Origin of the sequence: Streptomyces sp. NPDC001717, assembly GCF_042892775.1 — a bacterium.
Classification (GTDB): Bacteria; Actinomycetota; Actinomycetes; order Streptomycetales; family Streptomycetaceae; genus Streptomyces.
In genome coordinates this window covers 21,603-46,969 of sequence record NZ_JBIAUK010000037.1, presented here as the reverse complement: position 1 = coordinate 46,969, position 25,367 = coordinate 21,603, and the positions used below count along the sequence as shown (strand labels likewise).

Below are 25,367 nucleotides of genomic sequence, written 5' to 3'. Positions count from 1 at the left end.
GGGGACTGCGACGTTGCCCGCGTCCCCGCTGCCGACACTCCGAGGGACGACGGCGGCGTCCGCGCGTACGCCGCCGACCCCGAGGGTGCTGCCGGCTCTGGGACCCGGCCGTGTCAATCTGCTCTGCAGCCGCGTGGGCGCTGAGCTCCTCTTCCAGATGCTGACCGGGCGAGAGGAGAAGAACGGCGTCGCCATCGCTTCAAACGGCCCCATCATCGACACCGACTCCTACCGGCTCGCTCGACACGGGCGCGGGCAGAGGAACCGGTGAAGGCCTGCTGATCGTTGTCAGTTCCACTCGACGGCCCTTCGCAAGGCCGTCACTGATGTCCGCCGGCAGGCGATCGCGGCTGCCGGACTATCGGCGGTAGATCCAGTAGACGGCCCGGACCGGGTGCCCAAACTCGGCGCCCGCAACCGGGTCGAGATCGCGATGTGGGCCTACGAAACGCGCCGCATCCTCCCCGGAACCTGAGCCCAGTACAGCCTCCGCGCCGTCGACACCGGCGACGTCGATCCCTACTGACACCCGTCGTGTCGCCGACCACTGACACTGCCTGTTGCCCGCCACCGACATCCGTCTGTTGTCCGACAGCGGCGGATGTCCCGTGTCGGCGCGCGGCCTCTGCGTCGCCGGGGTCCTCCTGTACCGGTTGATGCGCACACCCGACCGCCCCTGATCGCCCGGCAATTCACGGGCGCGCGCGGCGCGGCTGCGGGACGCCGCTTTCGTGTCACACGCCGGCATCGCACCCGCCACTGGCAGAGCACGGTGGCCCGGAGGCGCCAGGGGACACCCGCGGCTGCGGGCGCGCAGCGGGATCGGCCTTCCGTCCGTCAGGCTTGCGCGGTGGGGCGGACGATGATCTCGCCGACGTCGATGCCGTCGGGCTGGTCGATGGCGTACGCGATGGCCGACGCAACGGCGGACGGTGGCATGGCGATCTCGTCGCGCTGCCGGGTCATCGCGGCCGCGACCTCGGGGCCGGCCCCCTTCCCGATGCCTTCGGTGTGGGTGAAGCCGGGGGAGACGAGGGTGACGCGCAGGTCCGGTCCCGACTCCTGGCGCAGACCCTCGGTGAGCACCTTCACCGCCGTCTTGGTGGCGGCGTACACGGCCTGGGGGCTTTTGACGACGTGGGCCGCGGTCGATCCGACATTGACGAAGTGGCCGGAGCACTGCCGGCGGAAGACGGGCAGCGCTGCGGCGATGCCGTTCAGCAGCCCGGTGATGTGGGTGGAGACCATGGCATCCCAGTCGTCTTGGCGCAGGTCGTCGAAGGGCGAGACGGCCATCGTGCCCGCATTGGAGACGAGGACGTCGAGTCGGCCGTACCGGTCGAGGGCCGTGTCCGTGAGGCGCTGGAGGTCTTCGCGGCGAGTGACGTCGACGAGTACGCCCGTGGCGGTGCCGCCCTTCGCCGTGATGCCGTCGACGACGGCGTTCAGCCGGTCCTCGCGCCGGGCCCCGAGTACGAGCCGGGCGCCCCTCGCGGCGAGATGGGTCGAGGTGGCCTCGCCGATGCCGCTGCTGGCGCCGGTGATCGCGATGACTTTGCCCTGAATGCCGGACATGCTCGACTTCCTTTTCGCGGTACGCGGGCGAGTGGGTACGGTGGTGCGCAGCAAAATCGGAGGCGCCTCCGTTTGATGCAAGCTAAGTGGAGGAGCCTCCGTTTTGCAAGTGCGCTGGCGCTTGGCGACTGGCGACTGGCGACTGGCGACTGGCGACTTGTGACGGGTGGCTGGTTCTGGAGAGGAGATGGCGACACCGATGACCGACAGAGCACAGCGACCGTTGCGGGCCGACGCGCGGCGCAACAGGGAGAAGATCCTCGCGGCCGCCGCGCGCGCGTTCGCGACGGAGGGGCCCGACGCGCACCTGGAACGCATCGCGAAGGAAGCGGGCGTGGGCAGCGGGACCCTGTACCGCAACTTCCCCACGCGCGAAGCTCTGATCGAAGCCGTCTACCGCAACGAGGTGGCCCGCCTGTGTGACGCCGCGCCCGCCCTCCTCGCGGAGAAGCCGCCGGTAGCGGCCCTGCACGCGTGGGCACGCCTCTTCCTGGACTACGTCACGGCCAAGTACGGCATGATCGACGGCCTGCGCGCCATCGCCGCCACGGGAAGCAACCCCTACGGGCACAGCCGGGAGTTGATCCAGGCGGCCATCACCTCGCTCATGGACGCGTGCCTGGCCGCGGGGGCGATCCGTACCGACATCCAGCCGACCGACATCAGCGCCGCCCTGGAAGGCATCGCCCTCACCTCAGCCGGGGCGGAACACCGACAGCGGGCGGAACGCCTGCTCGGCCTCACCCTGGACGGCCTCACGATCCGCCACTGATGACGACTCGGCCGGCCCCGCCCACCCGTCGGTGAGCAGCCTCCATGCGAGGGCTCGCAGTTCCTCGTCCGGGTGGGTCTCCTCCGAGGCAGGGGTGTCGCCCAGCAGACGGAGCGGGGAGAAGGCGAAGGCCCTGAGCATGGAGCGGCGGTTCTCGGGGACCTCGCCGATGGTGGCGCGGGCCTTCAGGGCGCTGAGCCCGACCGAAGAAGAGGAGACCAACTCGGCGAGGACGGGCACGGCCGCTCGGGGGACCCGGTGATGGCGTGTGGTGCTTCGGCGGCCGCCATGCGGGTCCAGTCGCAGCGGGCGGTCAGGAGCGGCTCGATGACCGGCAGCAGCGGGGCGGCGTGGCCGAGGGGCGTGAGGCCGGCACCAGTGGGTCGGCCCCTTTGCCGTTGCGAGCAGGCTCTCGAAGGTGCGCAGCTCCGGCTCGGCCTCGCCGGTGAGCCGGTGGTGGGCTGCGGCCGCCGCGATGCCGGCGGAGGCGTCGGTGCTCTCGACGGCTTGGCGGAGCACGGCCGTGGTCTCCGGGCCCGGGGTGGTGATGTGCCCGAGTAGGGGCGGGCGGCGTGGTCTCTCACCGTGGTAGAGAGGATTTCTCATTCGGATGGCAGTGACGCTCTGTCAGGCAGGGTGTTCGTCGTGGCAGGGGTATCGCCCCCGCTCAGGAAGCCTTCGGCCCGGTCGACCCGGATCTTCCCGTGGGCCAGGACGTAGGGGGAGACAGCCGTCTCGGGGTCGGCCCTGACGATCGAGAGAGCGGACCCGGCGACGTTCACGTCGAGGATGGGTTCGGTCGCCGAGGAAGATCTGTTGGCCTTGCGGCTGGTCGTAGCCGCCCGGCACAGTGACATTAGCAGTCGGCGGTGCTCCAGTTCGGTCCGCAGCCCTGGGGCGAGCGCGAGAGCGAGCGCGCGTGTGGGGCGGTGCAGTCCGGATTCCCGGTGCGCGTGCCGCGCGGCCCGGATGCGGGCCTGTCCTGCGCGGAGGCGTGGGCCTCGGCTGGGCTTGGTCGATGGCGAGTGGAGCGATGGCGAGGGCGCCGAGCTGAGGAAGACACCGAAGCCGTGCGCCGTCCCTCACAGCCGCCGGGGCCCTACACCTTCCTCGGCGAGCGCGTCGCCGGGGTTCAACAGAGCACACGCCTTCATCGAGAGACATCCGCAGCCGATACACCCGGTGAGCTCGGCCTCGAGGCGCTCGATGGTCTGCCGGCGCTCCTCCAGCCGACGCTTCCAGCCACGCGAGGCACGCTGCCACTCCTGGTGACTCGGCGGACGGTCGAGCGGCACATCGGCGAACGCCTCCCGGAGGTCCTGCAACGGGATGCCGATTCGTTTCGCCACCGAGATCAAAGCGACACGGCGCAGCATGTGCCGCGGGTAGCGGCGCTGATTGCGCTCGTCGCGTTCGGAGGCGATCAGGCCGAGCTCTTCGTAGAACCGCAGAGCGGAGACCGCTGATCCGGTCCGCGCGCTCACCTCGCCGATGCTCAGCCAGTCGTCCGGGGCAGCCCGGACACCGACGGAATGATCGCTCGTCATCCAGAGCCTCCTCTTGTCCTCAAGCCTACTTGAGGCCCTACGGTCGGCTGCGTCAGAACGGCAAGCAGAAACGATCCGGAGAGGATGGCAGCCCGATGACGTTTGTGATCGCTTTGCCCTGTGTGGACGTCAAGGACAAGGCATGCATCGATGAGTGCCCTGTCGATTGCATCTACGAGGGAGAGCGCATGCTCTATATCCACCCGGACGAGTGCACCGACTGCGGAGGCTGCGAGCCGGTGTGCCCCGTCGAGGCGATCTTCTTCGAGGACGACACACCGCAGGAATGGCAGCACTTCAGCGCCGTGAACGCCGAGTTCTTCTCCGACATGGGCTCCCCCGGCAGCAGCGCGAAGCTCGGGCCGGTCGGAAGGGACCATCCGCTCGTCGCGGCGCTGCCGATTCAGGTAGCCGACCCAGCCAACAGGCCGTCGGGCGGTACGTGACCATAACCGCCACCTGGGAGGCGATCTTCAATCGGTGTCTCGCGGTACCGGTCGACCACGCTCGTGCACAGCCCTCTACCGGAGGTTCCATCTCTGTCGCGATCGCGACTTCTGCGAAGGCACGGCGGTTTCTCGTAGTGAGTGGCAATAGGGGGAAGAACCCGGGCGGGGGAGCGGAGCTGACGCGTCCAACGGGTCGAAGGCCCAGGCCTTGTGAAAGAGGGTCACCCGGGCCTGCGTGTGATGCACCGGTTTGTGTCAGTGGGAGTGGTCGGTGACGGTTATCAGGGATCGTGGGGCATGCGCCCCGCGCCCTCGGGGTCGCCGGCCGGGATGGGGCCTGGGGCGGCGTTGTCCAGCCTGGGGCAGGACGTGTGTGGTCCGGTCGGTGCCGTGGTGACGCAAGGATGTCGGCCGGGTGGGGGACCCCAACGTGTTGTGGGTTCCGCCCGGATGCTCCCGCCAGCCACCACTGAGCCGAGGTGAGTCAGCTCGGGAAGGCAGCATGAGCCGGGCCGTCGTTGCCCTGACTTCCACCAGCGTGTCGCAGGCCACGCGGCAGTCCTTGCCGACGCGGTGGAGGCGCCGCTGAGTGACCACACAAGGTGGCTGGGGCAGCGGGCGGAGGCCCACGTGGCTCCGGTGCTCAGGCGGTGGGGGGCGACGGCGGCCTCCTCGGTGGGGCGCCCTCGTAGCCGTTCGTCGGCTCCCCGGAGCCCGACCCCCTCCGAGTCCCCGGTGCGCTCCCGGCGATCGAGATCGACAGTCCGTCGGTCAGCCACCGATGCGCCACCGTCATGTTCAGCACGCGCCCGCCCGTAGCGGTGCCGACCAGGGCCCAGTACCGCTCCAGGCGCGGGTCGAAGCCGGATGAGCGCGACACCAGCCCGTGCAGGTACGCCCGGAAGGCGGGGGTGTCCGACTCCTGTCGGGCCCGTGCGTGGGCGGACACGAACGCGTCCACCGCGTCCCCTGCGCCGGGCGGCAGCCCTTGGGCCAGAGCGGCGGCCGTCATGGCGGCGGCTTCGTCGATCTCCGCGTAGAAGGCCGGGCCGTCCCTCATCTCCTCCTCGTGGTCTTGGGTCCAGCGGGTGAAGCCGGGCGTGGAGATGAGCAGGTGCAGCTCGGCGTAGGCCAGGGCCGTAGCGGGGACGGGGTCTTGCGGCGGGGTGGGGGCCAGCATTGCGATCATGATGTCGAGTCGGCGCTTGGGCAGGGCCGCGGACAGTTCGCGGTACCAGTGATCGGTGAGCGTGCGATGCGCCTCCGGGAGCCGCTGCACGCGGGACAGTATTTCCAGGCGCCGGAGCCGTTCCTCGCCCGGGCAGTCGTCCAGGGACTTGAGCGTGGCCTCGCGCCACCGCAGCTCGGCCAGTCGTTCCTGCACCCCTTCGAGTTCGGTCGTCACCAGTTCGCCGAGCGTGCACTCGCCTGTGACCACCTGCGTGATGGCCGCGATCGGGGTGTTCAGCGCTCGCAGGCGTCTGATGAGCCGGATCCGCTCCCACGCCTCGGGGCCGTAGCGCCGATGACCACCGGCGCTACGGACGGCCACGGGCAGCAGACCGCTGTCGGAGTAGTAGCGGAGCGTCTTGACGGAAAGACCTGTTCCGGCCGCGAGTTCACCGATGCTCCACGTGTCTTGCGTCACAGTCCCTTGAACCTCCAGTGCGCGGGAGGTCCTAGCGTATTGATCACTGACGGCGGCGCTCCGCACCGTTCTCCTGGCCAAGCCCCCCTTCCGGTCCGACCGGGCCGGTGCAGCAGCGTACGGCCACGTGCGGCGTCGTCCCATGCAGTCCCAGATCCCCGACCCAAGAACGGTGGGTACCCATGTCCCCGACCACGACGCCACCGCGTCCATCCCGAAGAACCGGACTCCATATGGTGCTCTTCCCCTTGCTGTGCGCGGTGGCACTGCTCGCACCCACCGCCGTACCTGCGGCCGGCGCAAGCCCCCGTTCCCCTGACTCCGCGGGGCAGGGCGGTGTCGTCGTACGGACCGACCACGGCCTGGTACGAGGTGTGTCGCACGGCTCGTACACCACCTTCGACGGCATTCCCTACGCCGCGCCACCGACCGGACCGCTGCGCTGGCGTGCCCCTGTGCCCGCCGCCGCGTGGCAGGGTGTCCGGGACGCGACGAGGCCGGCTGAACGCTGTGTGCAGATGCCGACACCGGGTGCGGGCGCGGTCGTCGGCTCGGAGGACTGCCTCTACCTCAACGTCACGGCGCCGGCGACGAAACCGGCCGGGAAGAAGCGGCCCGTGCTGGTGTGGATGCACGGCGGTGCGTTCCTGGGCGGTTCCGGCAGTGACTACGGCGCTGAACGACTGGCGGTCCGCGGTGACACCGTGGTCGTCACGGTCAACTACCGGTTGGGGATCTTCGGTTACTTCGGCCACTCCGGGCTGGGCGCCGCCCCGCCGTTCGGCCTGGCGGACCAGCAGGCCGCCCTGCGCTGGGTACGGGCGAACGCCGGGCGTTTCGGCGGTGATCCGGGCAGTGTCACGCTGTTCGGTGAGTCCGCGGGCGCCCTCAGCGTCTGTGCACACCTCACCTCGCCGACCGCCGCCGGACTCTTCCAGCGGGCCGTCCTCCAGAGCGGTTCCTGCCTCACGTCCTTCCCGCGCGGCGCACTCGGCCCCGGGACACCGTCCTACGAGCCGTTCGCCTCACAGACCGACGTCCAGACGGCCGGTGCGGAAGCCGCCCGGCAACTGGGTTGCACCGCGGGCGGCGGGGAAGAGGCCCTGGCGTGCCTGCGCGGACAGAGCACGGATCGTCTCGCCACCGCGCAGCTGATGCAGTCCTTCAACCGGCCCGCCTTCGGCAATACGCTGCTGCCCGTGGCACCGGACCAGGCGTTGGCCTCGGGACGCTTTCACCGGGTGCCGGTCATCCTGGGCACCAACCACGATGAGATGCGGATGTTCGTCGGGCTGTCACTCGCCGCTTTCCCGATCCGTAACGAGGGTGACTACCGCGCCCGTCTGGCGGACGCCTTCGGGCCTGCGGCCTCGGCCGTCGAGGCACGATATCCGGCAGCACACCAAGCCTCTCCCGCGCTGGCCTGGGCCTCGGTGCTGACCGACCGATCCTTCACGTGCACCACGCTGGCAGCCGGCCGGGCCATCGCGGCGCATGCCCCCGGCCTGCCTCTCTACGGCTACGAGTTCAACGACCCGCACGCTCCTGTCCTCGCCGGTCTGCCTGCGAACCCGGGCTTCCCCTACGGTGCGGCCCACGGCTTCGAGATGCCGTTCCTGTTCTCCTCCTTCCCCACTGAGCGACCGCTGACGGACGACCAGCGCGCCCTGTCGGACCGGATGGTCGACCACTGGACGAACTTCGCGCGCACCGGCAACCCGAACGCTCCCGACGCCGCGCCATGGCCCACCCTCCGCCCGTGGTCATCTCACGCGCCGTCGGTCCAGTCGTTGGCTCCGGGACCAGGCGGCATCCACCCGACCGACGCATATTCCGCACACGAATGCTCTTTCTGGGACCGCCTGTCCCAGTGAGCCTCCCCGCGCGCGTGCCCGGCTCCCCTCCCGCGCGGCTTCAGGTGGTCCGGCGGGAGACCGGAGCCGGGATCCGCGGCGGAAAACCGGGTACGCACCCGGCCTCGACATGGCGGTCCAGAACACGCCACCCACGTGGCCGCCGACGAGATGCCCGCCCAGCAGAACCTGGAGCGACTCGCGGCGCTGAGCCTTCCTGCCCACTGGATCGACGAGTGGGAAGGACCGATCTGACCAGGAACAGGGCACGGTCCCAGGAGGGCCGACTGCTTAACGCCGGTGGCGCCAGTGCTGATGGGCCTTGAGGACCTCGTAGCTCCAGGCGGTGTGTGGACGCGTGCCGGCCGGGGTCGTCCAGCCGAGCTGTTCGGCCACGGCCGGGAACCGGGGGTGCATCTGGCGGTCTCCGGCGGTGACGAGCGCGGACAGGAGCGGTTCTGCCCAGCTCAGGGGTGCGACACGGGCCGCGTTGCAGTCAGCGGCCAGAGGCGTGCGGCCGCAGACGGGGCGGAGCCAGGCCGGCGAGGCCATCCGGGTCAGAACCCCTCGCGTACTGCGAAGACGCCGCTGTCCCAGTACACGGACGGCTCGTCGGCCCCGCTCGGCCAGTCGCTCTGCAGATGGCGGCGGCCGTGTCCGAGGGCTCCGACCTGGTGTGGGCTCAACCGCCCCGCCTTCAGGTCGTCCGCTTCGGCTTCCGTGATCGGCAGAACGGTCCGGTACTGTGCGTCCTGTGAGGCGACCCAGTCAACGTACTCGGTGAAGACGCTCGCGAAGGCCTGCGAACAGAGGCCGCAGCGCTGGACGGAGACGATGAAATGCGAGTCGTCCTGAATCATCCTCTCGACCCGGACCCCGTTGTGGCTCTGATGGTGCGCCTGCGCCACCAGGGCGTCCTCGGCGCAGCAAGCCGCGCACCCGAAACCTGATTGGTCACTTCCATTCTGCGAACTCACGGATCCCCCCACCCAAGCCGTCTCTGATCAGCCGTCACCATAGCAACCCACCGGAAGCGAATGCCGTCCAAGGAGACCCTGAGGCGGCCGCTGTCGCGCCCCGATCTCGCACGGGGGTAAGCACCCAACTAAGCAGGTCACAGGCTGCTACAGCGCCAGCTGAGTGGGCGGCAAGGAGTGGCGACAGGAAACCACCGGCTACGACATCGCCTACCGGCCGACGGGCACCAAAGTGACGGTCCCGTCGGGAGAGGGCGCCCTCAGCACCACCTATTCCTCGTCCGTCACCTACGACCCCATCACCGGCCTGCCCTACTCCACGGACGTACCCGCAGTCGGTGGCCTTCCCAAGGAGACGCTCTACACCGGCCGCAACGTCAACGGCCTGCCCGTCTCCATGGGCAGCAGCACGGTCGACTACGTCAACTGGACCACCTACGACGAGTTCGGCACGGTGCAGCGCACGACACTGGGCGACGTTCCGAAGCAGGTGAGCTTCACCAACGTCCATGACCCGGCCACAGGCCGCCTCCTGCGCACGCAGCTGGACAAGGAGGATTCGACCACTCCGGTCGACATCACCGACTACACCTTCACGCCGGCCGGCGACGTCACCTCCGTCACGACCGCACAGGGCGCGGCACACGACACGCAGTGCTTCGCCTACGACTACCTGCGCCGCCTGACCCGGGCCTGGACGGACACGGGCACCATCACCACCAAGCCCGGCCCGTCCGTCCCCGGCATCGGCAACTGCGCCAACACCGAACCCCAGCCCGGCAAGATCGGCGGCCCGGCCCCCTACAACCAGTCGTTCACCTACGACGTGACCGGCAACCGCACCTCCTCCACCGACCACGACCCCGCAGGCGACGCGGCCAAGGCCACCACGACGACGAACACCTTCCCGGCCCCGGGAACCACCCGCCCGCACGCCCCCACCTCCACCACCAGGAAGACCGGCACCAGCGCCGGCGTCACCAGCGCCATCACCTACGACGCCACCGGCAACACCCTCACCCGCCCCGACGCCGTCGGCGCCACCCAGACCCTCACCTGGACCCCCGAGGGCAAACTAGCCTCGGCGACCTCCGCCGCCGGGACCTCCACGTATGTCTACGACGCGGCCGGCAACCGTCTGCTGCGCAAGGACCCGGGCAAGACCACCCTCTACCTCGGCTCCACCGAACTCACCCTCAACACCGCCACCAACACGGTGACCGGCACCCGCTACTACCCGACCCCCGGCGGCCCGACGATCGTCCGCACCTCCGACGGCAAGCTCTCCTACACTGCCGCCGACCACCACAACACCGGCACCACCGCCATCGACGCCACCCTCCAAGTCCAGCGCCGGGCGACCAAGCCGTTCGGCGAGGACCGAGGCCCGGCACCGGCCGATTGGCCCGGCGAACGCGGCTTCGTCAACGGAACCAAGGACAAGGCCACCGGCTTCACTTACCTCGGCGCCCGCGAGTACGATCCCCGCACCGGAGCGTTCCTCAGCGTCGACCCGATCATGGTCCTCGACTCCGCGCAAGGACTGAACGCCTACAGCTACGCCAAGAACAGCCCCGTCACCACATCTGACCCCACCGGCCTGTGCGCCGAAGTCGACTGCCCGACCCGGCCGAGCCCCGACCACGAGAACACCACCCCAGGCCACGAGCCGGGGCCGCCGAAGCGCACACAGACATCCCAGCACCCGCGCCCAACGGGTGTACTCGGCAACAACTACAACTGCAGCCTGAGCCGATACGGCTGCGGAGGCCCGAAGCCCCCGGCTCCGCCGGCGCCCCTACCGTCGCCCTCATGGCTTCCCCCGTTGCCCCCTGTTGTCGTTCCGTCCGACTGCCGGCCGGATGACGGGAGGTTGGAGTGCATGACGGACGTGGCACCGTCGCAAATCCTCGAGGACCCCTTCAACATCGAGAACAGCAAGAACGGCTCCAACAAAATCGCATACACCTATGCCAGCGGCTCTGACAGCTGCACGAAGCGGGCTCAGCAATATCTCTGCTTCGGTGCCTGGCCAAACTGGGGGCAGCCGATAACGATCGGAGACGTGCACTTCTACCACAAGAGCAAAGAGGCATTCGTCGCCCGCTTGAGCGGCGAAGCCGAGTGGCGTGCGAAAATTGCAACGAAGATGGGGGCCGGGTTTGCAGAGGAATTCGGCCCCGACATCGAACGCCATGAAGCCGTCCACTCGCAGCAATGGGCCAGGTCCGGACATTCCGCAGGGTTTGCTCTGAGATATTTCTCGCAGGTCGCTGGATCCGAGTACAGGGTGGGAACTTCTTCACATGCCAACCGTTTCGAGCAGGAGGCGAATCTGTGGTGGGGTGGCTACCTGACGTGGTATCCGTCCCAGATCCTCGCACCTGGCGAACATCCGAAATTCTGAAGGGTCAGAGCATGAGCTCGGGAAATCTGTGGCGTACAGCAGGTACTGCAGCTGTGCTGCTGATCGTAGTATCGACCGTCGCCGGGTGCACGCCTGTCCCGAAGGGCCTATTGGCCGTCGAACGGACCGACACGGGCGGGGCGCGGGCACTGATCGCCCCTTGCCCCGGCTACCAATCCCTGCAGTTCTCCGTGTACAGCACGGGGGGCAGCAGCGGCTACCAGCGGTGGGCAATCATCAACGACGCGATGGGAGGCTCACTCTCGCAAGTCGAGCTGTTTTCGGCGCCCGCGGGGTGGAGCACCACCGAGTCCGCGCTCAAGGACCTGAAGGGTGCCAACAAATACACGCTGACCCTCGATGGTGCGATACGGGGCCGAGGGCTCGATGGCGAGGTCACATTTACCCCCGATCAATTGGAGGCCCTTCAGACTGGGAAGGTGATCGTCGCGGACGGCGAAGGCACGAAGGTCGTCAGCAGATCAGCGTTCATGAAGGACGAGTCCGCACGGTGCAGTCCCTGATGCGGCTGGGCCATCGCGTTTCGGGCGCCCACGATCGATGTCGACCCATCCCAGAGCAGCGAAGCCACGGGGTCGGTGTGGCGGGGGACGTGCGCGGTGGTCTGTGCACGAGGCCCGAAACCGGGCAGTGCCCGCCCCGGCGTCGATGCGGTCGCCCGGCATGTTGCGCAGCGCGACCCCGCCGCCCGCCGACGGGGTTGAATCGGGTGCCTCGGTGGCCGGTGCGTCGTTTGGCAGGCATAGACCAGTCACCTGTGGTGCAAAGCGAAGCAGCCAAGGCGCGTCGGGGACCTGACGGGCGAGCTGTCGGCGCTCCCCGGCCGGCGGGGCGTTTCGGCCGCTGCGCACCCCGGAGGCGGCCGACGCCGAGGACGACGAGACGGCGGGGGACTGAGGCGGACGGGCGAGTTTGCGCCCACCGCGTGAATCGTGGGTGCCGCTCGGTGCCACAGTCCGTAGCCGTACGGTGAGGCCTTTGATCATTCCGGCCTTGTTCCAACCCATGCCGAAGTCGTTGCGGTCGATGGCGACTTCGCCACGGAGGTCACGTCGTCCGGGCAGCAGCCGACGGCAGTGGCGCGGGCGGTGAAGGTGAACGTCGGACACCTCTCGACATCGAAGAAGTCCGCGGAGCGCAGGTGGGCGTCGAGCTTGGCCTGCTTGCTGAGGATTGACGCCGCTTCGATGGTCAGCGTGCCGTGCGCGGAACTGTCGGGGCCGATTTCGCCTTCGCTGCTGAGCTTGGTGAAGGCGGCCCTGATCGTGGCCAGCCCCCACATCGACTTGTGCTTGATCTCCACTGATGACTTGGTCGCGTCCAGGACCCAGGTGCCGGCGCTGAGGTCGGACAGTCCGGTGGAGGGCGACCGCGGAAGCCGTGCTCAGGCTTGAGTGAGACCCCTCGGCCTTCAATGCGGCTGCACCGGGCGCCCGAGCCTCCGCGCCTTTCCCCCAGCCGGGTTCAGCCGTGAAATTTCGTTCAAGGGTGGGTGGTTGATCTGGCCTTCATCCGGTTCCGGTCAAGTCAACGGCAAACCGGTTGCTGCATGCATCGATTCGGTAGGTCGCCCCGACCACCTAAATGATCATGCTTTCGCAGGGGGAACCTTGAACTTACGGGGAAGACTGCTCGCCGCTCTGTCGGCGGTCGCTTCGGCCGTGGTGTTACCGCTGGCAGCGGCTTCGCCCGCCAGTGCCGGCGCACCGGTGCAGAGCTGTAACGAGACCCACCAGGCCCGCATCTTCTTCTGGGCCGTGGCGTGCACCCAGCCCGGTGAGCCCGTGATCGGCGCTTTCGGCACCTGGCGGAACGTGCCCATGGCCATAGCCCGGCGGAGACGCCGGGTCCGTTCAGGCGTCCAACTATCTTCGGATGGTCCCGAACACCGAAGGAGGGATGTTCGCCAACTCCATCGAGGTCGGTCTCAATGCCGAGAAGACCGATGCGACGACCAGCACCTACGGGCCGAGATCGCCCGAGCTGGGCAACAACGGGGGCAAGGCGAAGTCGATCACGGCCGGGATCAACCCGGCGGTGGCGGACAACACGAACCACACCTACATGGCGGTTCGTCAGGCCAGTGGTGACCAGTGGGACGTGCTGTACGACTTCAACTGGGTCGGAAGCACCACCGACCAGCTCAAGGTCCCTCGGGGGAACTCCAACCGGATCGACATCGGACTGGAGGTCATGGGACCGCAGCACGTCACAGTGCCGGAGATCGCCAACAGGGTGCAGTTCATGGCGGAGAGCAAGTCCTGGTCCCGGGCCGCCAACGCGGACACCACCCAGGTCGCAACTATGGGAATCTGCGGAAAGCCGCTTGCAGCCGGCCTCGGAACAGCCGGCCCAGTCAACGCAGAAACGATTCCTCTCGTCGGTCCGGACGCCACGGCCGCAGTCGGCCAGGCGGAGAAGGATCTGCGCACGGAGTGCGCCGCCCATCCGGAGGCGAACACCCGCAAGGGCTGGGTCAAGAGCCGCTTCGAGACGTGCGTCCACCAGCCCGTCGACCTCAAGCTCGTCGACGACAAGCGCCGCCTGAGGGGCGAACTCTGGTTCGACCTGTGGATCCTCGGCTTCTCCTACGACGGATCCCGCCGTGTCGACTACACCAGCAGCATCGAGAACATCCGTACCAAAGCCGTCGCCGGCGAGAACCCCACGACGTGGATGATCGAGCAGAACTTCAGCCATACGATCAACGCCGCGGCCAGCGGCCCCAACCCGCAGATGACCAAACCGGCTGTCACGACCCGCAGCGGGAACATCGCACAGTGGACCACCAAACCGTTCTGGCAACTCGACTACACCTCGCCCGACACCGGGAAGGTGGATCCGGTCAACACTCAGATCGTCTCCGGGATGATCAGCCTGGACATGCGGGTGTCCTCACCCACCGCAGTGCCCTGGACGGATCCCGTCATGGCCTACTCCAGCGTGCGTTTCGACTACGCGGGGCCGACCGCCGGCAAGCACAAGGGGACCGTGTTCACCGAAGCCCGTGTCGAACTCGTGATGAGTCTGAAGGACCCTGCCGTCGACCAGAGCGCCCGGCACATCCTCGACGCCCAGCAGCTTCCCGAGCGCACCTTCCCCTCTTGGGCCGGCAAGACCGTGCCCGGAGCCACTGAACCTCTGCACCGTCTCATCGACAAGGACAAGCAGAAGAAGAACCGCGAGAACGCGATCGCCACATGCAACGATGTCTGGGGGGACTACAGCGGGACGAAGCTCCAATGCGACGAGTACCCCTTCGCCTCGACCAAGGAAGGCGCTGCCGCCCCGGGCAAGCGATTCTCCGCCCGGCTCATCGAGGGAACCGACAACGAGACGGGCGGCCGTCGTCTTAACGACATGTTCACCCTGAACCGCGTCCTCGACGGTGACGCGTTCTACGTGAAGATCACCCCCTGAGGAACGACGGAGACCGCCCATGCCGCTCATCGCCGAGTACAGCACCATGGCCCAACCGGATCGCGGGATCGTGGAGGTGTACGACTCCGACGCCTACCTCGGCGACGACGATGCGCTGATGGAGTCAAGGACCCGGGTGGTCGCCGGAAACGGCTACCACCTCTACCTCCACAGCCTCCAGCCCGACATCGAGGTAAGGGTCACCTTGAGGATCTGGGACACCCCTCAGCAGCCCCCGGCACAAGCCGAAGGCAGCACTGCGGTGTCCTTGGAGTCGGAGACCGGGCTGCTGGTCGTCAACCAGCTCACCTACGGGCCGGCGGGGGAGATGAACCTGCCGCGCCCCGGTGTCTACGAGGGCCACGCCGCCTGGACCGGGCGAGCGGCGACAGCGGCCTACCACGCCACGACCATCCGGCGTGCCGCCGAGGAGCAATGGAGCCCGGAGCGGATCGGCGAGTCCTGGGGGCAGTGCCCCGCTGCCGAGCAGTACACCATCGACCTGTGGTTCGTCAGGGAATCCGAGCCGGAGGACGACGACGAATAGTCCCGGGGCCGCTCCACAGACCCGGACGGGCCCGTGGCTTCAACAGCCGGTGCCCGGCGGGGAGGTCCTCGCCGGGCACCGGCGTTCTGGGTGGTGGGTGCTGTCCGATGGTGATGCAGGTGCTCGAGGAAACCGCTACGCCGACGGCGTCCGGATCTCTTCCTCCCCCACCTGCCGACCGGGACGGGGCCGGCGGACGGACGATCGGGGCGCGGCAGTACGAACACGTACGGCCGCGCTCGTCACTACCGGGAAGCGTGTCCGCCGGCCCGCGGCGCCCGACTGGAGCTGGCGGGCGAACAGGGCCGAGGGCGGTACCCCGAGCTCCTCGTCCAGCAGGCGCGAGAAGGCGACGTAGTGCCGTACCGCCTCCTGCATGTTCCCCTCAGCCAGGTGCGCGGCGAAGACGGCAATGCCCGTGCCACGGGCCATGCTGGACGCGGCCGCGCACCGGGCGATCGCCCGGGAGCAGAAGTGGGTCACCGCGGCACCGGTTCAGGCTCCTGCCCGGGTCCTGCCACGTCATGTCCCGACCGACCTCGTACTCGGGCGCCGTCCGGGGCTGCGCCAGTAGGGCGCTCGCGAGGAGGCGGTGGGGTGCCGGCGATGGTGGATCCGTGCCCCGACGAGATCCTGTGGTTCGGCGATGACCGCGGGTGAGTATGGGTGCTGGGGTATCACCCGTCTCCGCGCCGGGATGCGGCTTCGCCCGGCGGCACGGCGATGATGCGGCCGTCGACGCACAGCGAGATCAGCTGCTCTTGCCCGCCCGGTGCCGTGCTCGCGTGGTGCTGGAGTTCATTGCGCGCCTTCCGGCTCCACCCGGCCTCCGTGGTCGCCCAGTGCGGGTGGGAGGTCAGGCGGAGGCTGAGGCGGAGCAGCTCCATGCGCAGTTCATGGTCACCGCCGGCTGCAGGGGCTCCCGCCAGCCGGTTGAAGATCCGCGTCCACCTCTGCTGGAGGGCGACCAGGTCCTCCGGGAACCCGGCGGCCGGTCTCGGGCCGCCCGGTTCGGTGCTCACGCCGCTGTCACCCAGGCACGGGTTCGGGCGCGGCGCCGGAGCTCGACGCGGGCGGCCGGAGACCGGCCGGGGACGGTCCAGTAGGGGTGGGCGGCGATGCCGCAGGAGAGGGCGATGAGCCTGCGGCGGAGTGCGGTGGTGCCGGCGTGCGCGGGGAGGTCGGCCAGGTCGGCGTAGGTGCGCGACCATGCGGCTTGGAGGTCGAGCAGGTCGTCAGGGAAGTGGATCGACATCATCCACTTATTAGAGCAGTTGTTCGAATTTCTTGGCGAGCTGTGCTCTGTCCTCCGTCCGGACGTACGGTGACCGTGCACTCGACCTGTCCAGTGACCACTGGACAGGTCGTGGGTGGGGTATGCCGCTCGGCGAGCAGAGGGTGCCCACCGGGGCGACCTGGGCTGTTCCTCCGAAAATCCTGTTCTCGGACTCGGCAGCGGAACCTACGCTGGGATCCCTTTCGAACCACCCGGGGAGCAGCGTGCCGCCGTTCGTCTATCGGATCACCAAGTACGACCCCGCCCACCGTGACGAGCGCGGTCACTACACCGGTGCCGAGGACACGGTCAGTGACCACGGGCCGGTCGAGGAGGCCTACCTCGCGGCAGTCGCCGCCTTCGCGGAGGCGGCAGGCATTGACCAGCTGGAGATCCGCGAGCCACAGATCGGAGGCTTCGTCCACTTCGGCCTCGAGCCACCGATCGACGGCCACGGCCTGGCCGGCCTGTTCCCGGCCGGCCCCGCCGGGTTCCACGACGGCGCGCTGGTGCCGGTCGCCGTCGGCCTGGAACTCGTCCGGGCCATGCTCCGCGACAACGGCGCCTGGTGCCGGCTGGAGGCAGGTGGAGCGTTCGCCGTGCACGTCGGCTGGGATCAGTACCTCTACATCGGCAGCGACCAGCCCTGCGAAACCGCACTGGCCCGCACCCGCGCGCTCGGCCTGTTCCCGGAACGCCTGAACGCCTCGCCGTACGACTTCGCCCCCGACGACCCCGCGTACGTGCAGCGGCCGGCCGATGCCGAGTTCTGGGCCCGCGTGCGCTGGACCGTAAGCACCCACCGCGCGGTGTTCCTGGAGGAGGTCTTCGCCTACAACGCCTCGCGGTGGCACCGCTTGACCCACGACAACATCGAGACGGTGCGCTCCCAACTGGCCCCACGCGCACGGCTGGCAATCCGGCCGGACCTGCTCACCGACGTCGACACGGCCGTGGCCGCCCTGCCCGACGAAGGCCTCGTGGAGATCGTCCGGGAGGACGAGGACGGGAAGATCACGAGCACGGTGGTCGACGAGACCCAGTTCGAGGCAGTGATCTCCCAGCTCGCCGGCGCGCGTGCCGCCGGCGTCGTGTCCATGTACGCCGGTGAAGATCTCCCGCTGTTCACCGCCGTGCTGCCCGACAGCGACGGCGTTCTGCGCGCTCGCTGGCAGACCGAGCCGACGCCCAGCGACCGGAATTGGGCGTTCCTGAAGACCCTGCGGCGAGGCCAGATCGTCACCGGCACGGTGACGGTCATCGCCGGCTTCGGCGTCACCTTCGTGGACATCGGCGGCTTCACCGCGATGATCAACATCCCGGAGTTGTCCTGGCGCCCGTTCGATCACCCGTCCGAGGTCGTCAGTGTCGGCCAGGAGGTCACAGCCGAGGTCCTCGACGTCGACATGGTCCGGGAACGGGTACCGCTGTCGCTCCGAGCAGTGCAGGAAGACCCGTGGCCGCAGGTAGCGCAGAGGATCGGCCACGTGGTCATCGGGCCGGTCACCGCGATCGAGCCGTTCGGCGTCTTCGTACGCATCGAGGACCGCGAGGACGGCCTCCAGGGGCTCGTGCCCCCCAGCGAGCTGGATGGATCGTCCGGAGACGTCGTCGGGGTCGGCGACGCCCTCACTGTGAAGATCATCGACGTCGATCTCGCGCGCCGTCGTATCACCCTGTCACATGTCCAGGCCCCTACCTCTGCTGGGGAAGGCCGGCCGTGCGGCTGACGGCGAGAGGAATCCGGCGCAGGCCCGGGTGCGCCTGATGACGCAGACCTACTCGTCGCTTCCCGGCAGCTCGGGGCCCGGCAGGCAGTTCGAGCGGTCGTGCAGAAGTCTCACCCCCGCGCGGCACCGATGCGGTGAGTCCGCGACAGCTGTCGGCCGTACTGCCCGGCGCCGCCTGCTTTGGGCCCGGCCTGGACCCCGGAGCAGACACCCGGATACCGCTGGCCCGTGGCGGACATCCTCACCGTGGCGGGAGGCGTGGGCCCGCTGACGGCATCGCTCTACCGGCTGCCCGCCGCCGGATGGGTGATGGCCGTGGCCGCCCCATGGACCGTCCGGTGGGCAGGCGCCGGGCTGGTGACCAACCTGCCCCGGGCGCATGTCCCGACCGACCTCGTACTCGGGCGCCGCGCAGGACTGCGCCGGCGGGGCGGCGCTCCGTGAAATCCGCGAAATCCGCTGCACGGGTCACGGTCACGGTCCGGAGGCCCGGGACCGTCTCACAACCCTTGCGCGGCCCGAAGCCGCTCGATCTGCCGGAGAACGGGAGCCTCTGAGAGGGGCGGGTGCGGCTCGGGGCCCATGCTCACCACATCGACGATGCACACGCCGACCCGGGCCACGATGCGGTCGAGGACGTCGACCGGCTGGTTGGATCCTTCCTAGACGAAGGTCATCCGTATGCGGATCGTGTCCTCGGGGAATCCCTCTCGGTCGAGGTCCTCGTACCGCACGGTCGCCTTGTGGTCGTCGGAGTCGTCCGAGGGGCAGGCGGCGACAGTCGAGCGCAGCTCGGCGAAGGTCGTCGCAGCCCCGGTGCCCGCGCAGGACGCGAGGAAGGTCACCTGGGGCTTCTCGGGTGCGCCGGACTGGAATGTCTGCGTGATGGCGGCTTGGGCGCCGGTCTGCTGCCCGAGCAGGGCCCACATGGTGGCGCACGGGGACGGGGACGATCCCGCCCGGGCAGCGACTTCAGCTCGGACGGGTGCACCTCCCGAATCCCCATCCGGGGGTTCGGAACCCCAGCGGCCTCGCCCGGCTGCAGCACGAGCTCCTGCAACCGCGCGCTGTCCGGTACTTCGCCGACCGCGCCGCGCGTGGGCAGGGGAATATGCGAGGACGGTGGTGACCACCAGCGGGCCTTCCCATTCGGCGGCGTTGGGCAGGACCAGACCGGTCGTCTTCGACGAGCCGGGTACGCCGAAGACGGTCGCGGAGATGTTGGGCTGCGCGGCCACGATCTTCTTCGTCCGCAGGCCGCGGCCCCGACTGGCGCGGGGTGGGTACGCGCTACCAGGTCCGCTGCGCCAACGGGCACATCACGACTCCCCTGCCTTCCTCGGTCCGAGCGGGTGGCGGGATCTGCAGGGTCTGTGCCGGCCGCGACTCTGACGCCGCCTGGTCCAACTTCCGCGAGGCGGTCGCGGCGCTGGGCGGATCAGTGATCGAGCCCTCCTGGCTGGGCAGTAACGCCCCGCATCGTGTCCGCTGTGTCCAGGAACACCTGTCCACGCCCACGCCCGGGAACGTACTGCGCCGTGGAAGCTTCTGCCCCACCTGTGCGGGGCAGGACCCTCAGGCGGCATGGGCGGCCTTCCAGGAGGCCGCCGAGGCTGCTGGCGTTGACGTGCTGGAACCGGAGTGGCTCGGCCACCGCACCCGCCACCGCGTCCGCTGCGCCGCCGACCACGAGACGGCTACTCTCCCCACAACCCTTCGTGACGGCGGCGCCGTCTGCGGTATCTGCGCTGGCACCGCGCCTGGAGTCGCCTGGGACACCTTTCGCGCCGAAGTTGAAGAGCTCGGCGGGACCGTGCTGGAGCCGGAGTGGCGTGGTGCGAACAGCAGACACCGGATCCGTTGCGCCTACGAGCACGAAACGGCCCCCTACCCCACACTGGTTCAGCAAGGCGCACCCGTGTGCCGTGTTTGCTCGGGCAGAGCTTGGGACGTCTTCTACGTCGTTTCCAACCCCGAGGTCGACAACATCAAGTTTGGGATCTCCTCCGGCACGGGCCGTGGGCGATTGCGAGTCCATGCACGAGACGGCTACAGCACGCAGCTGCACCTCGCCACAGGCTTGCCGCTCGGTTCAGCGCTCGACTTGGAGAACATCGTCCGCGACGAACTCCGCAAAGGTGGCCATGCCCCCGTGCGGGGACGCGAGTACTTCGGTTCGGCCGCGAGGCCGCAGATCCTCCAGGCCATCACCGCGCATCACCCATTGCCTGAGCACCGACTTGGCCAAGCCGACTGAACAGGATACTTACCCCTACAGCCCCGGCTGGGTTTGGTCCAGCTGTGTGGCTCACAATGCGGGCATGGATGACCAGGGTGGGGACTCGGTGTCGGTGTGGCGGGTGGGTGGGGCGGCTCGCGTGGCGGGCTATGCGATCCCGGCTGTTGTGGGGGTGAAGGCGCTCTTCGGTTGGGCGGGGTGGGTTTCCTCTCCGGGAGCGGAGACGGCACGACTGGCCGGGCTGTGGTCGGGGCTGGCTGTCGGCGTCGCATTGTTCTTCTGGTGGGCGATTCTCAGGGTCCGGCTTGAGGTCGGCCCTGACGGGATCGTGGCGGTCAACCCGTGGGGGACCCACCACCTGGCGCTGGACGAGGTGGCATCGGGGCGGCTTGGCGCGTGGGGTGCGGAGTTCCATCACGGAGACGGCTTCAAGAGCACGGCCTATGCGCTGAGCGAGCTGGCCGCAGGAACCTCGCAGGACCGGCGCTTCGCGGAACTGCAGGCTGTTCTGGAGGCGGACCCCGATTCCTCGTCGCAGTGACCCCTGACGGGGTCGGCGCTCCGCCGTGGCCGACAGCCTCGGAGTACGGCGCCAGGGTGTGACGGCCCATGACCTGGGATGCCACGTCCGCTGAGAGACTCCGCGAAGGTGGCTGAGCCTACGTGAGTTCCTTTCGCATCAACGTGCACATCGTCTCGTAGCGGCGCAACGACCCATCAGGGGCTTGCTGGTCCCACGAGTCCGGCTGCCGGTCGTACGCGACATAACCCAGCCTTTCGTATAGCGCTCGTGCCCGGGGGTTGCTTTCCTCCACACCCAGCTCGGCCTGCCGCAGACCGCGGCTCCTGATCCGCAGTTCTGCGGCTTCGACAAGGAAGGTGCCGATTCCACACGACTGCAATGCGGGGTGGACTGCCAGCTGCCACAGAGTGCCGACGCCCTCCTTGACCTGGTAGTCGACGCCGCCCTTCGCCACAGGGATGTTGGATGCAGGGCAGACCGCGAGGTAGTCGACCTCACCGATCCGGGCACGTTCCAACTGCGCGGCGACGCCAGCCAGGTGGTGGTCAGAGCCTGCCCACCCGCACGACGCCAGGTCTGCGTGCACCAAATCACGGGCTGACACCTTCAACACGACGTTGGTCATCTTCACTACCTCCGGCGAGCCAGCATCCATTCCGATCACACGAGGGGCAAAGCTGTTTACCCCTCAGGCAAGCAGATGAAGGTCCTGGCGACGGCGTCGGTGAAGCGGGCGTAGGGGTTGAGGCAGCCGAGTTCGGTGGCGCTGGACATCACCCCGACGAACGCGCGGCGAAGGATGACTCCGTCAGCGGTTGGCAGCTGGTATGTCTGCACGATGGCGTGGTCGGTGTCCATGAACAGGATCTCGTCCCGGTGATCGGATACCCCACCTGGGGGCAGGGGGCGGTGTTCGGCCGTGTCGTCCACGGTGTCGACGACGAGCTGCCAGATCCGCGCGATGATCGAGTTCAGGCGCTCGGCGGCCTGTCCGCGTCGGGGGTCTGCGGCGGTCCACTGCGGGGTCAAGGCCGTTGTGAAGAGCGCGCATCACTGCCCCGACAGCTTGTGGAGGGCCTGCGGATCCCGAGTGTCCGCGCAGGCCGTGATGACGGCGGCCGCCGCGGTTCGGCACTGCCGGACGAGGGACTCGTCGCTGTGGGCCGGCAGCATGCGCAAGGCCGCGCGTCGGCCGAGATCCTCGGCCCAGCCGGCCTCCGCGAGATCCTCCGCCTGGCTCCACAGGGGCTTCCAGGACCGGTCGTGCAGGACGTCACCAGCCGGCAGGACGGTACGGGCCGCGGCCTCAAGCCAGCTTACGGCGCGATCGGGTGGAACGCCTCGAAGGCGCCCGCTCCAACCTACGGTTCGCCGACAAGCGAATCGCCGACCTCGAAGCCGAGCTCCTCGAAGCTCTCCTGCCCGACCAGGGGGCCCACTGACCGGCGGACGATGGCGCTAGAAAGGGCCGGGGGATGTGTACTGCGTGAGGTTCGCAAGGATCTTGCGCAGCCACGGGCTGCGAGCGGCTGGTAGCCGGGCCAGGGTGTGCTGGAACGTTCCCCTGTCGGCCCGGAACAGGTAATTGGGTCGCGGCGGAAGCGGGTCATCGCGGAGGACGTCTTGGGGTATGCCGCCCGACGCGGGAACCGGCAAGTACGGCTGGGGGGATACCAACCACAGCCACACCCCCAGAGGCATCGGCACCGGGTATGCCGATGAAGCCGGGTCGGGCGGGGTCCAGGTCTGACCCGTTTGCGGATGGACCGGTACCAAGAGGATGGCGACGCCCGCGTCGGGGGCGGGCCGTCCCGGTCCAGCCAGGACGGCGCGCCGCTTCGGCGGGCCCGTGGGCAGCAGGGCGTCGAGCGCGCGTTGGAACACGTCCCCCGTCATACCGCCCGGGAACTTCACCGGTTGCCCTTCGGAGGCGACCAGTAGGTGGGCGAGCGCCTGGCCGGCTGCCGCCTCCCATTGCGGACTCCACGACCAGTAGTGGCTCGAACCGAGCCGTCCGCCCCACGTGGCAATTGGCTCGAACGGGGGTGTGCTCTCCCCGTTCTCGGTCAGTTCCTCCCAGGAGAGCGGCGCGGCGTCGACACCGTCAAGGAGGACGCGGTAGACGGCGTCTGAGCTGAGCCGCACTGCCTGCCAGAGAGAGCAGTCGTCGATTCTGGTCGCCACAGGTAGGTCGCACGCCACGCAGGCCAAGTTGGGGCCGTCGGCCCCGTCGAGGCCACAGCAGGCACCGCCGCGCTTCTCGGGGATGAGCCGGGTTCCGCGGATATCACCTGGCGCGATGACAATCGCGTCGGGCGCACTGTCGGACAGGGCATAGACCGGCGCGTAGATGCCGCGTGCCTCCGCCTCGCCCGGATCGATCTCGTCCCACATCCGCCACGGTCGTCCCCAGGGGTCCGGGTCCACGGCGAACGTCCCCGACTCCATGAGCACCGGAAGCTGTACCCCGTTTCCGTAGCTCTGACGGGCATGGGCCGGAAGGGAGACCTGGGACAACGGGACGGTCAGCTCGGCATCGCACCTTGCACAGACGAAAACGAACAACGGCCCTCCGCATGGGAAACAGCCGCATTCTCGCACCTCGGCGGCAGTCAGCCAACGCGTTTTCGCGTCCATCGCGGGGCCAGGATTGCCAACGTCCTACTGCTCTCACCCACGTCGATCATGCACACGCCACGCTCACCGCGGGCGCTGACGAGGCGCAGTTCCGGGCGCTGGCGTGGGGTCCGCTGGCGGCCTTCGAGACCCTTGGCGCACGGGCCCCCGCAACTCCGCGATCGGAACTGGTGCCGCTCTGCCGCACACCGCCGTGCACAACTTTCCCATTGCTGACACATACGTGACGCGTCAGCGCAGGTAGCGGACGTCCTGGTCGATCGAGCGGTCGGTAAAACCGACTGGGACTGGGTGGTCCGTCTCGGGTACGTCGCCCCCGTGGCCTCGGCCGAGGTCGACTACGGCCGCGCCCACGGCGGCGTGACCACCGTCCCGCTCTACAGCGCCCGCGACGTTCCCTGTTGGACGTATTCCGTCCCTTGGTGGACTGGCGGGCGGTGCGCGAGACCCGGCCGGGCCGCCGCTCTCTGCTCGCCGGCCTGACCCCGGTCACCCCGGACACCGACCGGGTGCTGCTCGCCGGGGTGGGCCGGATCGCGAGTGCGGGCCGCAGCGTCGGGGTGGGACGGGCGGCGGTGGCGGGCTGGCGCCGCCGTCACCCCGACTTCCCGACCCCGACCGGCGGGACGGATGTGCATCCGGGGTTCGATCGGGCCGACGTTGGCGCATGGCTGCTTGCCCACTGCCAACCGTGGCTCGGCTGGCTTCTCCTCGGAGGGGAAGACTGTGTGGGCCCATGTTCACGGTCCTCTGGAGCACGACGCCCCGGACAGCGACCGTGGGGAAGAGTGGCTGGTCATCGACGCCGCCGACGGCGCGGTGCTGGCCCGCACCCAGACTCGCACGGCTGCGGTGGGCTCCGTCCACGTTCCACATCCGGACCCCGGCCAGATGGGTCTGACCATCGGAGAAGGCCAGGACGGATCACCCCTGCGCTGGGGGAAGTGGGACGGTCACGCCCTCATTGTCCACAGCTTCGGCGACGAGGACCGTGTCCTGCTGTGGGTGAGCCCGAGCGGAGATCGTCTGCTCACAGTGACCCATGACCAGGACGTTCTCGCCGTTCATCTGGCCGCCGACGGCTCCATCGTGGCCGAACTGAACGCGGACGTGCTTCCCCCGCATCCCGTGTTCAAGGAGGAGACCACGGATGACGAGGCGCAGGCATTCTTTGACTACGAGGGCGGCTTCGTCGACGAAAACACCCTGCTGGTCGGGACCGTCGAGAGCGACGAGGGGTTCGGCACTGGCTCGTCGCCGCGGTCCACATGCAGCTGATCGACCAGATCACCTATCCCTTCGAGGTGCCCGGCCTTCCCAAGGCTGTCGGAGACGGCACCTGGTACACCGTGTCCAACTTCGACCACGCCCTTCACATCTGGGCTCTGTAACGGCGCTGCCCACGAGCAGGAGTACCCGAACGCTGAGCACGTTCACCTGTCCGCGGCGGGGTACGTTCGCGTGTACGCCGACAATAGGCACCAGATGACCACCGACCACACCCACGCCCACAGTGAGCTTTGAAGCTGTTCCGCCCGGCCGCTCTACCGCCCCGCCCGACTGCGTCCGCTGCCAGGACTGCGCGCAGCGCCGCGACACGCGAGCGGTCCTCTGCGCGGCGCGATCGTCACGGGGGCCTTGTTTCGGCCGTCCTTTCAGCCGTCTGGGCGCATGGCGTTCGGGTGTGGTGCACCCAGTTGAGCAGGCTGCCGAGGGACAGCGCCATGGTGACAGAGAGTCAGTGAT

At 68.8% G+C, this 25,367-nt stretch carries 27 protein-coding genes and 1 pseudogene; 15 read left to right on the top strand and 13 right to left on the bottom strand.

Annotation, left to right across the window (positions count from 1 at the left end):
- Positions 1–106 precede the first annotated feature (106 nt).
- Positions 107–282, top strand: a pseudogene (locus ACFYZL_RS35625) (AAA family ATPase); the annotation flags it as partial.
- Positions 283–837: 555 nt separating this feature from the next.
- Here ACFYZL_RS35625 and ACFYZL_RS35620 read toward each other — a convergent pair.
- Positions 838–1,575, bottom strand: coding sequence for an SDR family oxidoreductase (locus ACFYZL_RS35620; RefSeq protein WP_388684812.1), 738 nt, complete (start codon positions 1,573–1,575; stop codon positions 838–840).
- Between the two features lie 199 nt (positions 1,576–1,774).
- On the opposite strand from ACFYZL_RS35620, the gene ACFYZL_RS35615 reads away from it, so the two are divergent.
- On the top strand, positions 1,775–2,347 hold the full coding sequence (locus ACFYZL_RS35615; protein WP_388684809.1) for a TetR/AcrR family transcriptional regulator: 573 nt from the start codon (positions 1,775–1,777) through the stop codon (positions 2,345–2,347).
- On the opposite strand, the gene ACFYZL_RS35610 is transcribed toward ACFYZL_RS35615, so the two are convergent.
- Together ACFYZL_RS35610 and soxR are read right to left on the bottom strand one after the other, a co-directional pair.
- Positions 2,270–2,866 (bottom strand): hypothetical protein, encoded by a 597-nt coding sequence (locus ACFYZL_RS35610; protein ID WP_388684807.1) that lies wholly within the window; start codon positions 2,864–2,866, stop codon positions 2,270–2,272. The genes ACFYZL_RS35615 and ACFYZL_RS35610 overlap by 78 nt on opposite strands.
- Before the next feature lie 563 nt (positions 2,867–3,429).
- A complete protein-coding gene (gene soxR / locus ACFYZL_RS35605) occupies positions 3,430–3,894 on the bottom strand; it encodes a redox-sensitive transcriptional activator SoxR (protein WP_384743400.1) in 465 nt (154 codons plus the stop codon).
- Positions 3,895–3,989: 95 nt separating this feature from the next.
- Between soxR and fdxA the strand changes: the two genes are divergently transcribed.
- Complete coding sequence (gene fdxA, locus ACFYZL_RS35600) at positions 3,990–4,340, top strand: ferredoxin (RefSeq protein ID WP_388684805.1); 351 nt, start codon at positions 3,990–3,992, stop codon at positions 4,338–4,340.
- Between the two features lie 646 nt (positions 4,341–4,986).
- Here the strand turns inward: fdxA and ACFYZL_RS35595 are convergent.
- A complete protein-coding gene (locus ACFYZL_RS35595; protein ID WP_388684802.1) occupies positions 4,987–5,991 on the bottom strand; it encodes a MerR family transcriptional regulator in 1,005 nt (334 codons plus the stop codon).
- Between the two features lie 233 nt (positions 5,992–6,224).
- Here ACFYZL_RS35595 and ACFYZL_RS35590 point away from each other — a divergent pair, with 233 nt between their 5' ends.
- On the top strand, positions 6,225–7,865 hold the full coding sequence (locus ACFYZL_RS35590; RefSeq protein ID WP_388684800.1) for a carboxylesterase/lipase family protein: 1,641 nt from the start codon (positions 6,225–6,227) through the stop codon (positions 7,863–7,865).
- Between the two features lie 270 nt (positions 7,866–8,135).
- Here ACFYZL_RS35590 and ACFYZL_RS35585 read toward each other — a convergent pair whose 3' ends face one another.
- Complete coding sequence (locus tag ACFYZL_RS35585; protein ID WP_388684797.1) at positions 8,136–8,396, bottom strand: hypothetical protein; 261 nt, start codon at positions 8,394–8,396, stop codon at positions 8,136–8,138.
- 5 nt (positions 8,397–8,401) lie between these two features.
- Entirely contained in the window at positions 8,402–8,752 is a 351-nt protein-coding gene (locus ACFYZL_RS35580; protein WP_388684795.1) for a hypothetical protein, read from the bottom strand.
- 232 nt (positions 8,753–8,984) lie between these two features.
- On the opposite strand from ACFYZL_RS35580, the gene ACFYZL_RS35575 reads away from it, so the two are divergent.
- Together ACFYZL_RS35575 and ACFYZL_RS35570 are read left to right on the top strand one after the other, a co-directional pair.
- Positions 8,985–11,228, top strand: coding sequence for an RHS repeat-associated core domain-containing protein (locus ACFYZL_RS35575; protein WP_388684793.1), 2,244 nt, complete (start codon positions 8,985–8,987; stop codon positions 11,226–11,228).
- A 53-nt stretch (positions 11,229–11,281) separates the two neighbouring features.
- The gene (locus ACFYZL_RS35570; protein ID WP_388684791.1) at positions 11,282–11,752 is read left to right on the top strand and encodes a hypothetical protein; all 471 of its coding nucleotides are present in this window, start codon (positions 11,282–11,284) and stop codon (positions 11,750–11,752) included.
- A 479-nt stretch (positions 11,753–12,231) separates the two neighbouring features.
- On the opposite strand, the gene ACFYZL_RS35565 is transcribed toward ACFYZL_RS35570, so the two are convergent.
- Positions 12,232–12,552, bottom strand: coding sequence for a YceI family protein (locus ACFYZL_RS35565; protein WP_388684788.1), 321 nt, complete (start codon positions 12,550–12,552; stop codon positions 12,232–12,234).
- A 596-nt stretch (positions 12,553–13,148) separates the two neighbouring features.
- On the opposite strand from ACFYZL_RS35565, the gene ACFYZL_RS35560 reads away from it, so the two are divergent.
- From ACFYZL_RS35560 to ACFYZL_RS35550, 3 genes are all read left to right on the top strand, one after another.
- On the top strand, positions 13,149–14,669 hold the full coding sequence (locus tag ACFYZL_RS35560; protein ID WP_388684785.1) for a NucA/NucB deoxyribonuclease domain-containing protein: 1,521 nt from the start codon (positions 13,149–13,151) through the stop codon (positions 14,667–14,669).
- A gap of 19 nt (positions 14,670–14,688) precedes the next feature.
- Positions 14,689–15,216: a hypothetical protein gene (locus tag ACFYZL_RS35555; protein WP_388684782.1), complete on the top strand. Its 528-nt coding sequence runs from the start codon at positions 14,689–14,691 to the stop codon at positions 15,214–15,216.
- A gap of 412 nt (positions 15,217–15,628) precedes the next feature.
- On the top strand, positions 15,629–15,790 hold the full coding sequence (locus ACFYZL_RS35550) for a hypothetical protein (protein WP_388684779.1): 162 nt from the start codon (positions 15,629–15,631) through the stop codon (positions 15,788–15,790).
- A 103-nt stretch (positions 15,791–15,893) separates the two neighbouring features.
- On the opposite strand, the gene ACFYZL_RS35545 is transcribed toward ACFYZL_RS35550, so the two are convergent.
- Entirely contained in the window at positions 15,894–16,238 is a 345-nt protein-coding gene (locus ACFYZL_RS35545; protein ID WP_388684777.1) for a hypothetical protein, read from the bottom strand.
- Positions 16,235–16,474, bottom strand: a complete 240-nt coding sequence (locus ACFYZL_RS35540; protein ID WP_388684774.1) for a hypothetical protein — start codon at positions 16,472–16,474, stop codon at positions 16,235–16,237. Before ACFYZL_RS35540 ends, ACFYZL_RS35545 begins: the two co-directional genes overlap by 4 nt.
- A gap of 242 nt (positions 16,475–16,716) precedes the next feature.
- On the opposite strand from ACFYZL_RS35540, the gene ACFYZL_RS35535 reads away from it, so the two are divergent.
- Positions 16,717–18,222 (top strand): S1 RNA-binding domain-containing protein, encoded by a 1,506-nt coding sequence (locus ACFYZL_RS35535; RefSeq protein ID WP_388684772.1) that lies wholly within the window; start codon positions 16,717–16,719, stop codon positions 18,220–18,222.
- 228 nt (positions 18,223–18,450) lie between these two features.
- Positions 18,451–18,666 (top strand): hypothetical protein, encoded by a 216-nt coding sequence (locus tag ACFYZL_RS35530; protein ID WP_388684769.1) that lies wholly within the window; start codon positions 18,451–18,453, stop codon positions 18,664–18,666.
- A 218-nt stretch (positions 18,667–18,884) separates the two neighbouring features.
- On the opposite strand, the gene ACFYZL_RS35525 is transcribed toward ACFYZL_RS35530, so the two are convergent.
- A complete protein-coding gene (locus tag ACFYZL_RS35525; RefSeq protein WP_388684767.1) occupies positions 18,885–19,151 on the bottom strand; it encodes a hypothetical protein in 267 nt (88 codons plus the stop codon).
- Positions 19,152–19,663: 512 nt separating this feature from the next.
- On the opposite strand from ACFYZL_RS35525, the gene ACFYZL_RS35520 reads away from it, so the two are divergent.
- Both ACFYZL_RS35520 and ACFYZL_RS35515 read left to right on the top strand, forming a co-directional pair.
- Positions 19,664–20,479, top strand: a complete 816-nt coding sequence (locus ACFYZL_RS35520) for a hypothetical protein (RefSeq protein WP_388684765.1) — start codon at positions 19,664–19,666, stop codon at positions 20,477–20,479.
- Positions 20,480–20,543: 64 nt separating this feature from the next.
- Positions 20,544–21,002 carry a hypothetical protein gene (locus tag ACFYZL_RS35515; RefSeq protein WP_388684763.1) on the top strand — a complete coding sequence of 153 codons (459 nt, stop codon included), beginning with the start codon at positions 20,544–20,546 and terminating at the stop codon, positions 21,000–21,002.
- A 118-nt stretch (positions 21,003–21,120) separates the two neighbouring features.
- On the opposite strand, the gene ACFYZL_RS35510 is transcribed toward ACFYZL_RS35515, so the two are convergent.
- The 3 genes from ACFYZL_RS35510 to ACFYZL_RS35500 all read right to left on the bottom strand — a co-directional run bounded on the left by ACFYZL_RS35510 (position 21,121) and on the right by ACFYZL_RS35500 (position 23,549).
- Positions 21,121–21,609, bottom strand: a complete 489-nt coding sequence (locus ACFYZL_RS35510; RefSeq protein ID WP_388684761.1) for a GNAT family N-acetyltransferase — start codon at positions 21,607–21,609, stop codon at positions 21,121–21,123.
- A gap of 56 nt (positions 21,610–21,665) precedes the next feature.
- Positions 21,666–22,013 carry a hypothetical protein gene (locus ACFYZL_RS35505; protein ID WP_388684758.1) on the bottom strand — a complete coding sequence of 116 codons (348 nt, stop codon included), beginning with the start codon at positions 22,011–22,013 and terminating at the stop codon, positions 21,666–21,668.
- A 429-nt stretch (positions 22,014–22,442) separates the two neighbouring features.
- Complete coding sequence (locus ACFYZL_RS35500; RefSeq protein WP_388684756.1) at positions 22,443–23,549, bottom strand: hypothetical protein; 1,107 nt, start codon at positions 23,547–23,549, stop codon at positions 22,443–22,445.
- A 747-nt stretch (positions 23,550–24,296) separates the two neighbouring features.
- On the opposite strand from ACFYZL_RS35500, the gene ACFYZL_RS35495 reads away from it, so the two are divergent.
- Positions 24,297–24,899 carry a hypothetical protein gene (locus ACFYZL_RS35495; protein WP_388684753.1) on the top strand — a complete coding sequence of 201 codons (603 nt, stop codon included), beginning with the start codon at positions 24,297–24,299 and terminating at the stop codon, positions 24,897–24,899.
- Positions 24,890–25,012, top strand: a complete 123-nt coding sequence (locus tag ACFYZL_RS35490; protein WP_388684751.1) for a hypothetical protein — start codon at positions 24,890–24,892, stop codon at positions 25,010–25,012. Before ACFYZL_RS35495 ends, ACFYZL_RS35490 begins: the two co-directional genes overlap by 10 nt.
- Positions 25,013–25,367: the final 355 nt, after the last annotated feature.

What these genes read in the sequence shown, in the direction of transcription:
- ACFYZL_RS35620 (WP_388684812.1), bottom strand. Translation starts at nt 1,575, where the DNA reads ATGTCCGGCATTCAGGGCAAAGTCATCGCGATCACCGGCGCCAGCAGC.
- ACFYZL_RS35615 (WP_388684809.1), top strand. Translation starts at nt 1,775, where the DNA reads ATGACCGACAGAGCACAGCGACCGTTGCGGGCCGACGCGCGGCGCAAC.
- soxR (WP_384743400.1), bottom strand. Translation starts at nt 3,894, where the DNA reads ATGACGAGCGATCATTCCGTCGGTGTCCGGGCTGCCCCGGACGACTGG.
- fdxA (WP_388684805.1), top strand. Translation starts at nt 3,990, where the DNA reads ATGACGTTTGTGATCGCTTTGCCCTGTGTGGACGTCAAGGACAAGGCA.
- ACFYZL_RS35590 (WP_388684800.1), top strand. Translation starts at nt 6,225, where the DNA reads ATGGTGCTCTTCCCCTTGCTGTGCGCGGTGGCACTGCTCGCACCCACC.
- ACFYZL_RS35585 (WP_388684797.1), bottom strand. Translation starts at nt 8,396, where the DNA reads ATGGCCTCGCCGGCCTGGCTCCGCCCCGTCTGCGGCCGCACGCCTCTG.
- ACFYZL_RS35560 (WP_388684785.1), top strand. Translation starts at nt 13,149, where the DNA reads ATGTTCGCCAACTCCATCGAGGTCGGTCTCAATGCCGAGAAGACCGAT.
- ACFYZL_RS35555 (WP_388684782.1), top strand. Translation starts at nt 14,689, where the DNA reads ATGCCGCTCATCGCCGAGTACAGCACCATGGCCCAACCGGATCGCGGG.
- ACFYZL_RS35550 (WP_388684779.1), top strand. Translation starts at nt 15,629, where the DNA reads ATGCCCGTGCCACGGGCCATGCTGGACGCGGCCGCGCACCGGGCGATC.
- ACFYZL_RS35540 (WP_388684774.1), bottom strand. Translation starts at nt 16,474, where the DNA reads ATGATGTCGATCCACTTCCCTGACGACCTGCTCGACCTCCAAGCCGCA.
- ACFYZL_RS35525 (WP_388684767.1), bottom strand. Translation starts at nt 19,151, where the DNA reads ATGTGGGCCCTGCTCGGGCAGCAGACCGGCGCCCAAGCCGCCATCACG.
- ACFYZL_RS35515 (WP_388684763.1), top strand. Translation starts at nt 20,544, where the DNA reads ATGGATGACCAGGGTGGGGACTCGGTGTCGGTGTGGCGGGTGGGTGGG.
- ACFYZL_RS35510 (WP_388684761.1), bottom strand. Translation starts at nt 21,609, where the DNA reads ATGACCAACGTCGTGTTGAAGGTGTCAGCCCGTGATTTGGTGCACGCA.
- ACFYZL_RS35490 (WP_388684751.1), top strand. Translation starts at nt 24,890, where the DNA reads ATGCAGCTGATCGACCAGATCACCTATCCCTTCGAGGTGCCCGGCCTT.